This window comes from Gordonia sp. (in: high G+C Gram-positive bacteria), from assembly GCF_049647785.1.
GTDB lineage: Bacteria > Actinomycetota > Actinomycetes > Mycobacteriales > Mycobacteriaceae > Gordonia.
On sequence record NZ_JBARYI010000015.1, the window covers coordinates 105662 to 117322 of the forward strand.

The 11661-nt window shown below is 64.4% G+C and carries 9 protein-coding genes; 2 read left to right on the forward strand and 7 right to left on the reverse strand.

Annotated features, from left to right (window positions below; genetic code table 11):
- Positions 1-101: 101 nt before the first annotated feature.
- Genes WBA38_RS01920 through WBA38_RS01950 form a run of 7 tightly spaced genes read right to left on the reverse strand, consistent with a single transcriptional unit; the run spans position 102 to position 10010 of the window.
- Positions 102-2009: an acetoacetate--CoA ligase gene (locus WBA38_RS01920; protein WP_424321926.1), complete on the reverse strand. Its 1908-nt coding sequence runs from the start codon at positions 2007-2009 to the stop codon at positions 102-104.
- A gap of 26 nt (positions 2010-2035) precedes the next feature.
- Positions 2036-3784 carry an AMP-binding protein gene (locus WBA38_RS01925; protein WP_424321916.1) on the reverse strand — a complete coding sequence of 583 codons (1749 nt, stop codon included), beginning with the start codon at positions 3782-3784 and terminating at the stop codon, positions 2036-2038.
- Positions 3785-3806: 22 nt separating this feature from the next.
- Positions 3807-4652: an HpcH/HpaI aldolase/citrate lyase family protein gene (locus WBA38_RS01930; protein WP_424321917.1), complete on the reverse strand. Its 846-nt coding sequence runs from the start codon at positions 4650-4652 to the stop codon at positions 3807-3809.
- A 2-nt stretch (positions 4653-4654) separates the two neighbouring features.
- Entirely contained in the window at positions 4655-5143 is a 489-nt protein-coding gene (locus WBA38_RS01935) for a MaoC family dehydratase (RefSeq protein ID WP_424296075.1), read from the reverse strand.
- Positions 5140-6288, reverse strand: a complete 1149-nt coding sequence (locus WBA38_RS01940; protein ID WP_424296077.1) for an acyl-CoA dehydrogenase family protein — start codon at positions 6286-6288, stop codon at positions 5140-5142. Before WBA38_RS01940 ends, WBA38_RS01935 begins: the two co-directional genes overlap by 4 nt.
- A 54-nt stretch (positions 6289-6342) precedes the next feature.
- A complete protein-coding gene (locus tag WBA38_RS01945; protein WP_424296079.1) occupies positions 6343-8427 on the reverse strand; it encodes an acetyl/propionyl/methylcrotonyl-CoA carboxylase subunit alpha in 2085 nt (694 codons plus the stop codon).
- Positions 8428-8438: 11 nt separating this feature from the next.
- The gene (locus tag WBA38_RS01950; RefSeq protein ID WP_424321918.1) at positions 8439-10010 is read right to left on the reverse strand and encodes a carboxyl transferase domain-containing protein; all 1572 of its coding nucleotides are present in this window, start codon (positions 10008-10010) and stop codon (positions 8439-8441) included.
- 152 nt (positions 10011-10162) lie between these two features.
- Between WBA38_RS01950 and WBA38_RS01955 the strand changes: the two genes are divergently transcribed.
- Both WBA38_RS01955 and WBA38_RS01960 read left to right on the forward strand, forming a co-directional pair.
- Positions 10163-10678 carry a nuclear transport factor 2 family protein gene (locus WBA38_RS01955; protein ID WP_424296083.1) on the forward strand — a complete coding sequence of 172 codons (516 nt, stop codon included), beginning with the start codon at positions 10163-10165 and terminating at the stop codon, positions 10676-10678.
- Positions 10675-11661 (forward strand): 12-oxophytodienoate reductase (locus tag WBA38_RS01960; RefSeq protein ID WP_424321919.1); only part of this gene is annotated, 987 nt, incomplete at its 3' end. The genes WBA38_RS01955 and WBA38_RS01960, both read left to right, overlap by 4 nt.

The window sequence follows — 11661 nt, forward strand, 5'->3', positions numbered from 1 at the left end:
ACTCCTAGTGAGATGTGGGCCACCGGTGTTGATGACCGTCGAACTCCGTCAACGCTAATACACAACCCCGACATCCCGCGGGTGACCATCCGCTGTTCGGCTCACCAACGATGCTTGCGCCCCTGGTCGGCATACCAATCGATCAGCGCATAATCATCAACGGACTTGGGGTCGATATTCACTTCACTGCGGCCAGCGAGGATCGCGGTGACCGGGACTTCGAGCTTTTTCCCAGTCCGCGTATGCGGGATACCGGGTGCCACGACGATTTCGTCAGGCACATGCCGCGGCGACAGTTTCTGCTTCACTTCACTGGCGACCCGCGAGGTAAGTTCGTCGGTGAACTCAGCACCGGGCACCAGGGTCACAAACAGCGGCATCCAGTACTTGCCGGGCGGGCCGTCGACTCCCAGGACAAAGGCTTCGGCGATCTCAGGAATGCCTTCGACGATCTCGTAAATGTCTGCCGACCCCATGCGGATGCCGTGCCGATTGAGCGTGGCATCGCTGCGGCCGTGAATAACCAACGATCCGCGGTCTGTAACTGTGACCCAATCGCCATGTCGCCAAACGGGTTTCGCGGGCCCCTCCCCCTCCCACGTGTGCGTGAAGTAGGCATTGCGGTAGCGCTCGCCGGTGTGGTCGTTCCAGAACATGACGGGCATCGACGGCATCGGTGCGGTGATAACCATCTCGCCGACCTCGTCCACGAGCGGCTCGCCCGACGGCGACCAGCTCTCCAACGCGACGCCCAGATACCGCGTCGACAGTTCTCCGGCCACCACTGGCACGCCGGTGCTTCCGCCAGCGAAGGCGCTCACGACATCCGTGCCGCCGCTAATCGAGGAGATCGGGAGCCCGGCTTTCACGTTGTCGTCGACCCAGTCGAACAGGTCGGCGGCCAGTGTGGAGCCTGTACTGCCGAGCAGGGTCAACGACGACAGGTCGTGGTCGGTGCCGGGGTGCAGGTTGCCCTTGCGACTGGCCTGCAGTTGTCCGGGACTGGTGCCAAAGAATGTGACACGCTCACCTTCGACGATCTGCCACAGTCGATCGGCATCCGGATAGAGGGCCGAACCACTGTATGTAATGATGCGCGCCCCAACAAGCAGCCCCGCCACCTGGTAATTCCACATCATCCAGCTCAGCGCGGTCTGCCAGAAGAACACCGACTGCTCGGTGAGGTCGGACTGGATGGCTGCCGCCTTGAGGTGTTCCAGGACGACGCCGCCGTGGCCGTGCACGATGCCCTTGGGCTTGCCCGTGGTGCCCGACGAAAATAGGACCCACAGCGGGTGGTCGAAGGGGACCTTCAGCGGCTCGGGAAGGTGGTCGGTGTCGGCCACGATGTCCGACCACCGCGTCACCGAGTGAGCGCCCGGGTCGCCGACCATGATGTGGGTGAGGTTCTCGCCGAGCAGGCTCGCTAGTTCCACCGACTCGGCACGCTTGTCGATATCGCGGCCGTTGTAGCGGTAACCGGCTGCCGAGATCAAGACCTTCGGGTCGAGTTGCGCCAGGCGTCCCGCCGCACCCTCGGGTGCATAGTCCTGGCCGCACCCGGACCAGATGGCACCCAGGGACGCGGTCGCGAGGAAGGCGATCACCGTCTCCGGAAGATCCGGTAGGTAGGCCGCGACCACGTCTCCAACACCAACACCAGCTTCACGCAGGGCATGCGCCACCGCGCCGACGCGGGTCGGCAACTCGGCCCACGTGATCGCGCCGCGGTTACCGTCCTCATCAAGGCCGACGATGGCCTCGCCCGGTAGACCCGCGTGCCGCAGAATCGCATCAACGTAGTTGAGCTTCACCTCCGGGAACCACACGGCACCGGGCATGGAGTCGTCGGCGAGAACAGCGGAATCACCTGCCGCCAAAGGGGTTTCAGCGATCGCGTCGAGATTGAAAAAGTCCCACACGCCCCGCCAAAAGCCCGGCAGATCAGTGACCGACTGCTGCCACAAAGCGCCGTAGGTGGAGAGATCTTGACCGGTGCGGGCGCTCATCTGCTCCGCGAACCGTGCAACTACGGTCACTTACTCAACCCCAAAAACTCGATCGACTGCGCGCGCATTTCCACCTTCCGTACCTTGCCCGTGACCGTCATCGGGAACTCGTCAACGACGTGTACATACCGCGGAATCTTATGCCGGGCGATGTGACCGGTCGCGAACGCGCGGACGTCGTCGACGGTCAGCGGCGATGCGCCCTCGCGGAGCTGAATCCACGCCATGAGTTCTTCGCCGTACTTCTCGTCGGGGACACCGATGACCTGGGCATCAATAATGTCCGGATGGGTGTACAGGAACTCTTCCACCTCGCGCGGATAAATGTTCTCGCCGCCGCGAATCACTAGGTCCTTGATGCGTCCGGTGATGCGGACATAGCCGTCGTCGCCCATTACCCCGAGATCGCCGGTCCGCATCCAACCTTCCTCGCTGAGTACCTCGGCAGTTTTGGCTGGATCGTTCCAGTAGCCCTTCATCACCGAATAGCCGCGCGTGCAGAACTCGCCGGTCTCGCCCCGAGGGAGCGTCTCGCCCGTCACCGGATCGATAATCTTGATTTCCAGATGCGGGCCCACGCGCCCCACGGTGGCCACGCGCAGGTCCACGTCGTCGTCCATACGCGTTTGGGTCGACACAGGACTGGTCTCAGTCATGCCGTAGCAAATCGACACCTGCGACATATTCATCTCGTCGAGCACGCGACGCATCACCTGCTCGGGGCACGGCGATCCCGCCATGATCCCCGTCCGCAACGACGACAAGTCGAATTCCGCGCCAGCTACATTTGGCCCGCTCGCTCCGCTCCCGGCGCCAGCTACACTTGGCCCGCTCGCTCCGCTCCCGGCGCCAGCTACTTTTGGCCCGCTCGCTCCGCTCCCGGCGCCAGCATCAAGCGCAGCCAACTCCGCAATGAACATGGTCGGCACGCCATACAGGCTGGTGCAGCGGTACTTTTCGACGGCCCCCAGGGTGTCCCGCGGGTCGAAGCCAGGGCCCGGGATCACCATCGTTGCGCCGAAGGCGATCGCCGCAAGGTTGCCCATCACCATGCCGAAGCAGTGGTAGAAGGGCACAGGCAGGCAGATGCGGTCGGCTTCGGTGTAGTCGAGCAGCGCACCGACCATGTAGCCGTTGTTGCCGATGTTGCGGTGCGTCAGGGTGACGCCCTTCGGCGCGCCGGTGGTGCCCGACGTGTACTGAATGTTGATCGGATCGTCGTCGGTGAGACCTGCGGCCAACTCCGCAACCTTGGTGACCTCGTCCGACGACGGCTCCGTCAACATTTCGGCGAACGTGTCCGACTCGAAGACCACCACTTCCCGCAGGTCGGGAACCTGGTCGCGGACGTCGTCGATCATGACGGCGTACTCGGCGTCCCGGAACTTCTCGGCCGTCAGCACCAGCGTTGCGCCCGACTGTTTCAGCGCATACGCCACTTCGCTTCGCCGATACGCCGGGTTCAGGACCACCAGGATCGCGCCGATTTCCGCCGCCGCAAACTGCGTCAGCACCCATTCGAAACGGTTGGGTGCCCACAGGGCAACGCGGTCCCCGGTCGTGACCCCGTGCCGCACCAGGCCCGCGGCCAAGGAAATCACGTCGCGACGCAGTTCGGCGTAGGTCCAGGTGCGGTCCACCGCCGCATCGATCAGCGCGTCGGAGTCCGGGAACTTGGCGGTCGTGGCGGCAAGCGTCGTCCCGATCGTCTGAGTCAGCAGTGGCGGCTGCGATTCGCCCGCCGCATACGAGAGTGAAGTGTCGAAGGCAGTCATGGAAGGTGCGCTCCTATTCGGATCAGCGGGGGTCGGTCGTCACACGGGCCAAGACCGCGCGTGCCTGCGCAATCACCGGTCCGTCAATCATCTGTCCGTCGACGGCAAAGACGCCGCCATCGTTCTCTACGGCACCAGCCATCACCTTGTGCGCCCACTCAACGCGTTCGGGTGCTGGCGCGTACCCGGCCCGGATGTGCTGAACCTGACTCGGGTGAATGCATGCGGTGGCCGTGTATCCCTGAGCGACGGCATCGCGAACTTCACCAACGAGGCCGTCAACGTCGTCAATATCGATGTGAACGGAGTCGATCGCAGCAACACCGAAGGCGGCGGCGGCCAGTCGCACGCGGGCCCGCACATGCCGGGCAATGTCGCGGTAGCTACCCGTATTGGCTTCGTCGTCGCCGAACCGGCTGGACGTACCACCCATACCCGCAGCCAGATCCTCGGCACCCCACATGAGTCCGACGCAGTTCGGTGCGGACGCGATTTCTTCTACGCGCACCGCCCCGAGTGGGGTTTCGATTAGCGCGAGAGTGGGCAGGCCGTGCGCGGTGAGCTGCGCGGCCGACTCCACCTTGGCCTGCATCACCACGCGGTACGACGTCGCCTGCACCGCATCGAGATCCAGTTGATGCTCGACACTGTCCGCCGGGTTGATGCGGACGATGACGCGGTCGGCGGCAATCGGGTTGCCGATAAGCGCTGACCGCGCCTGCGCCTTGTTGGCCTGCGCGACAGCATCCTCAAGATCGAGGATCACCACGTCCGAGCGATCGAGTGCTTTCGCATACCGTTCGGGGCGGTCGGCGGGACAGAACAGAAGTGCCGGGCCCGCGGGCGTCCACGCTTCTTTCGCGGCCATCGTCATTCCCCTTCCGGGCGCACGCGCACCAGCGTGGACCGCGAAGCCCGCGCCACCAGCACCCCGTCTTGGTTGCGCCCAATGTGCGTCAGGTCGACGATGCCCTCACCGGGCCGCGACTTACTCAGTCGCTTGCCGGTGCATTCGGTTTCGGCGTACAGGGTGTCACCGGCGAACATCGGTGCCGGGAAAGCAATTTCGTGGAAACCCAGATTGGCTACCAGGGTGCCCTGGGTCAGCTGCGCCACCGACAGTCCCACAATCGTCGACAACGTGAACATCGAGTTCACCAGGCGTTGTCCACCAAATCCCGGCTGCGTCGCCGACCATGCGGCGTCCAGGTGCAGAGCCTGGGTGTTCATGGTGAGAGCGGTGAAGAAAGTGTTGTCCGCTTCGGTGACGGTACGTCCGGGCCGGTGCTCGTAGATGGTTCCGACTTCGAACTCCTCAAACCAGAGTCCGCGCTGTGTGACGCGCTTGCCCTCAGTCATGCGTTCAATCCCAACGATCGGGCGATCAGCATGAGCTGAACCTCGGTGGTGCCCTCACCGATCTCAAGGATCTTGGAGTCGCGGTAATGGCGCGCCACCGGGTACTCGTTCATGAAGCCGTAGCCGCCGTGGATCTGCGTCGCCATGCGCGCATTGTCCATCGCCGCCTCCGACGAGACCATCTTCGCGATCGCCGCTTCCTTCTTGAAAGGCTTGCCAGCCAACATCTTTGCCGCAGCGTCGTAGTACGCCATCCGCGAAACGTGCGCGCGGGCCTCCATCCGGGCAATCGCGAACGACACCGACTGGTACTCGGCGATCGGCTTCCCGAACGACTTGCGCTCGCGCGCATACTTGATCGACTCGTCGACGCACCCCTGCGCCACGCCCGTCGCCAGTCCGGCGATCGCGATGCGCCCCTCGTCCAAGATCGACAGGAAGTTCGCGTAACCGCGGCCCCGCTCGCCGAGCAGGTTGCCGCGCGGCACGCGGGCGTCGTCGAAGCTCAGTGGATGCGTGTCCGAGGCATTCCAGCCGACCTTGTTGTAGGCCGGTTCGGCGGTGAAGCCCGGGGTGCCGGCAGGCACGATGATCGTCGAGATTTCCTTCTTGCCGTTGCTGCGCTCCCCCGTCACCGCAGTGACCGTGACCAGCGACGTGATGTCGGTGCCCGAGTTAGTGATGAACTGCTTGTTGCCGTTGATGACCCACTCGTCGCCGTCCTCGCGGGCGGTCGTGACGGTGGCCCCGGCATCGGATCCGGCACCGGGTTCAGTAAGCCCGAATCCGGCTAGACGCTTACCCGCTAGGAGATCCGGGAGCCAGGTTTCCTTTTGCTCCTGCGTGCCGAAGCGGTAGATCGGCATGGCACCGAGCCCGACGCCAGCTTCGACGGTGATCGCCACCGACTGGTCGACCTTGCCAAGTTCCTCCAGCGCCAAAGCGAGCGCGAAGTAGTCGCCGCCCATGCCGCCGAATTCTTCGCTGAACGGCAAACCGAACAGGCCCATCTCGCCCATCTGCGCGACGACCTCGTACGGGAACGACTTCTCCTCGTCGTGCTTGGCCGAGACCGGCGCCACCACGGACTGGGCAAAGTCGCGCACCGTGTTCACCAGGTCGGTGTATTCCTGAGTCAGTTCCATCTGATCGACAATCCTTCTTGTTCGTACGTGCCGTATTCGAAAGTTCTGGTGGTGCTATGCCGAAACATGCGCGAGCAACTGCTGCGCATCGACCTTCTGGCCGACGCGCACACTGATCGACGCTGTTCCATCGACCGGTGCGCGGAGCGTGTGTTCCATCTTCATGGCCTCCACAACCACTAGCGGATCGCCCGCGGTAACGGGGTCGCCGTCGACGCCCGGCACCGCAACCACGGTCCCCGGCATCGGGCTGACGACGCTGCCCGCAGCCTCCCCCTCATCGTGGTCGGAAAGCATGTGGACTGTCTGGAAAATCCACGTTCCCGGTTGCCCCGACACCCAACGACGACCGCCGGCCGCGTCGAGTAGCACTTCCCAGCGTCGCGAACGACCGTCAAAAACCAGGTCGAAGACACCGGGCGTCACTTGGCGGAGTCGGACGGGTGCGTTCCAGCTCTCCGGCTGCGCTTCGTCTTCGTCGACATTGGTTTCAATCGTCACGTCGGCGTCGAGGAGACCGGGGCTGGTATCCGTGATCTGCGCGGACACCGTGTACCGGCGGCCAGCCCCAGACAGTTGTGCCCCCGACAGTCGTGCCACGACGGGCGACGGCGCGCCGATCCGGAAGCCGAGCGCCGACGACCACACATCGTCCGGGGTACCGAGGTCGAGTGCACCGAGCGTCGCCGCAACGAGGGCGCGCGGGTCGGCTTCGGGTGCGGTGTAGTCGACGGCGATGCGGTCCAGGAGTTCGGTGTCGAGAACGCCGTCGCGAACTTCGGGCATGGCGAGGACGTGTCGACAGAAATCAATGTTGCTAACCACGCCTAGCAGACGCGTGTCGGCGAGAGCTTCGTCGAGTCGGTCGATGGCCTCGGCACGGTCGGCACCATAGGCGATTACCTTGGCCAACATCGGGTCGTAGTCGCTACCGATCACCGATCCGGCGACAATGCCGCTATCGATGCGAATACTCCCTTCGCGACCCCCCATCGACGCATGGGTAGGCCACGTCAGCCGCGCCACGGAGCCACCGGTTGGCAGGAAACCCTGCGCGGGATCTTCGGCGTACACGCGGGCCTCGATGGCATGCCCGGTCAGCACGATGTCGTCTTGCGTCAGCGAGAGGGTTTCACCGCGCGCGATCCGGACCTGCTGTTCCACGAGGTCGACGCCGGTCACCATTTCGGTAACGGGGTGCTCCACCTGCAGGCGGGTGTTCATCTCCATGAAGAAAAACTTGTCGGGCGCGGTGGCCGACACGATGAACTCCACCGTGCCCGCGCCGGTGTAACCGACACTGCGTGCGGCGTCGCAGGCCGCCTCGCCAATCCGAGCCCGAGTGGCCTCGTCGAGCAGGGCCGACGGCGCTTCTTCAATCACCTTCTGGTGGCGACGCTGCAGCGAACACTCGCGTTCGCCGAGGTGAATCACGTTGCCGTGGTTGTCGGCCAGGATCTGCACTTCGATGTGGCGGGGCGTCAGCACGAAATGCTCCAGGAACAAAGTGTCGTCACCGAACGCAGAGGCCGCCTCGCGTCGTGCCGTCGCCAACGCTTCGGGCAGGCCAGCAAGGTCTTCGACGCGGTGCATACCCTTGCCGCCGCCACCCGCGCTGGGCTTAATCAGGACGGGGAACCCGACGCCGTCGGCCCCGTCAATCAATTCCTCATCGGTGAGACCCGGACGGGAGATGCCGGGAACCACGGGAACATCACGGGCGGTGACGGCGGCGCGGGCGGTGATCTTGTCGCCCATCGTCGCGATCGCCGACGCGGGCGGGCCGATGAAGATGATGTCCGCGTCGGCCAGGGCCTTCGCGAACTGTTGATTCTCGGACAGGAAGCCGTAACCGGGATGGACGGCGTCGGCCCCGGTGATCTTGGCCGCTTCGATCACGGCGTCGATGCGCAGGTAGCTGTCAACCGCAGCGGCTGGACCGAGGCGAACCGCTTCGTCGGCTGCCTTCACGTGGGGCGCATCTGCATCCGGATCGGAGTAGACAGCGACCGACTTGATGCCCATCTGGCGCAGCGTATCGATAACGCGGCAGGCGATTTCACCGCGGTTGGCGACGAGCACCTTGCGGATGCTGCGCGTGCGGGTGACGGGAGTGCGGGTGTTTGCAGGAGCGTTCATGTGGTTGCCTCTCACATCCGGAAGACGCCGTAGGCGGGGTCGGTCAGCGGTGCATACCGGCACGCTTCCAAGGCCAGGCCGAGGACGGTGCGGGTGTCGGCAGGGTCGATGATGCCGTCGTCCCACAGGCGTGCGGTGGAGTAGTACGCGGTGGATTGCGTCTCAAACTGGTCGCGGATGGGGGCCTTAAAAGACTCTTCGTCCTCGGCCGACCAAGACCCACCCGACCGCTCGATGCCGCCGCGGCGCACGGTGGCAAGAGTGTCGGCGGCCTGCGGGCCACCCATCACCGAGATGCGCGCGTTGGGCCACATCCACAGGAACCGCGGCGAGTACGCGCGACCACACATCGAGTAATTGCCCGCACCGAACGAACCGCCGATCATCACCGTCAGCTTGGGTACGCGGGCGCAGGCGACGGCGTTGACCATCTTGGCGCCGTTCTTGGCGATGCCGCCCTCTTCGTACTGGCGTCCCACCATGAAGCCGGTGATGTTCTGCAAAAACAGCAGCGGGATCCGACGTTGGTCGCACAGTTCCACAAAGTGCGCCCCCTTGAGCGCCGACTCCGAAAACAGCACCCCGTTGTTGGCGACAATGCCCACCGGATGGCCGTGAATCTTGGTGAACGCGGTGACCAACGACGTGCCGTAACCCGCCTTGAACTCGGTGTACTCGCCGCCGTCGGACAGGATCTCGATGACCTCGCGCACGTCGTACGGGATGCGTGGATCAGTGGGGACCACGTCGTACAGATCGGTTTGGGGGCGCTGCGGTGAACGAGTGGGGACGGTGTCCCACTGCGCGGCGTCGCGCGGGCCAAACGTTGCGACGATTTCGCGGACCTTGGCGAGGGCTTGCTCGTCGTTGTCGACCAGGTGATCGGTGACGCCGGAAACCGTCGAATGCATGGTGCCGCCGCCGAGTTCTTCGGCGGTGACGTCCTCACCGGTCGCGGCCTTCACCAGCGGCGGCCCGGCCAAGAAGATCGTGCCCTGGTTACGGACGATCACGTTCTCATCACTCATCGCGGGCACGTACGCGCCACCGGCCGTCGAAGAACCCAAGACCGCCGAGATCTGCGGGATGCCCGCGGCACTCATGTTGGCCTGGTTAAAGAAGATGCGCCCAAAGTGGTCGCGGTCGGGGAAGACGTCGTCCTGGTTCAGGAGCATCGCGCCGCCGGAGTCGACCAGGTAGATGCACGGGAGTCGGTTCTGCGCGGCGATCTCCTGCGCGCGCAAGTGCTTCTTCACCGTGACTGGGTAGTACGTACCGCCAGAGACGGTGGCGTCGTTGGCGACGATCATGCACTCGCGGCCGTGGATGCGGCCGATACCCGCGACCACGCCAGCGGACGGTGCCTTGCCGTCGTACATCTCGTGCGCGGCCAGCGGCGCAACCTCCAAAAACGGTGAGCCTGGGTCGATCAGCGCATCGATGCGATCGCGGACCAGGATCTTCCCGCGCGAGAGGTGCCGCTCGCGCGCCTTCTCGCTGCCACCCTGCGAAGCGGCGAGCAAATTTGCCCGCAACTCCGCCACATTGGCGCGGTGCGCGTCGAATGAAGTCGAGGCAGCCATGCCCACCCTTTCAGTTAGTAGCCATTAACTGAGTTAGAGAATACGTGAGCGCGGGCACAATCGCTAGTCATCCACAAAAAAGCTTCGAACAAGAGGTCCCGGTCAGTGGACATTCGATCTCGACGCCCGCGCGACGAAAGTAGAGTCCAGTTATGACTACAGAAATCACGCTGACCCCAGCCGAGAAGCTGTGGGCAATCGAATGCATCAAGAACACCTTTGCCGAGCGACTCCGTTGCATGGACTGCAAGGAATGGGAGATCTATCCAACCCTGCACACCGACGATGTTGTCTCCGAAACCTGGGGCGGTCTCCCCGCTAACAAGCAGCCAGTCTCCGACGGCGTGTCCAACCGCGTTGTCGGTCCCGGCCCGCTGACCGCAGCCATCAAGAGACTGCTTGACGGGCACATCCCGATCACTTCGGTGCACCACGGCCACACTCCGCAAATTGAGCTGACGTCCAACACCACCGCCCGCGGAATCTGGGCGATGGAAGACCATCTGTGGTGGACCAACGGCGACCACGAAGAACACCTCCATGGCTACGGCCACTACCACGAGGAGTACCGGCTGGTCGGCGACAAGTGGCTGATCAGCTACCGCACCCTCGTCCGCCTGCGCGAAGACAAGACGCCAGACTTCTTTAACCTGATTGGAAAACTGTGACCTCACTGCTGTCCCCGCTCACCATCCGCAACCTCACCGTCCCGAACCGACTGGTGATGTCGCCGATGACGCGCCAGCAATCCCCCAACGGGATCCCCGGACCCGATGTTGCCGAGTACTACCGCAAGCGTGCCGCTGGTGGCACGGGCCTGATCGTGACCGAAGGGGTCGCGATCGACCACCCGTCGGCCGTCGACAGCCCCGATGTTCCGCGTCTGCACGGTGACGAAGCCCTGGCCGGCTGGCAGTCGGTGGTCGACGGCGTGCATGCCGAAGGTGGGCTGATCATTCCGCAGCTCTGGCACGTCGGACCCCTGTGGGGTGCGATGGCCCGCGTGGACCCGGCGATCACCCCGATGCGACCGTCGGGCCGTTGGGGTACGCCCGGACGCACCGGCTATTCGGAAAAGTACATCGACTTCTGCCGTCCCGAGACGCGCCCGATGACCGATGAGGACATTGCGGAGGTGATCGCCGGATACGTCACAAGTGCTCGCAACGCGGTGGATCTGGGCTTCGACGGGATTGCCATCCACGGTGGCCACGGCTACCTACTCGATGCCTTCATGTGGGCCGATACCAACAGCCGCGATGACCGGTGGGGTGGCGACCTGGAGCGTCGTGCCGCCTTCCCGGCCGCCGTGGTGAGCGCGGTCCGCGCTGAGATCGGCGACGACCTCCCCATCTTTTACCGCTTCTCCCAGCACAAGCAGCAGGACTACACGGCCCGGATCGCCGACACACCCGAGGAGTTGGGCGTGCTGCTTGGCGCTTTGGCCGACGCGGGCGTCGACGTTTTCGACGCGAGCATCCGCTACTTCACCACCCCGGCGTTTGAGGGCAGCAACCTCGGACTCGCCGGGTGGGCCAAGAAGCTGACGGGCAAAGCGGCGATGGCGGTTGGCAGCGCGGGCATGCCGGCAGGCACCTTGCCGACGCCGTTGGCCGGTAGCAAGCAGTCCGAACCCGTCACGGCCCCGGAC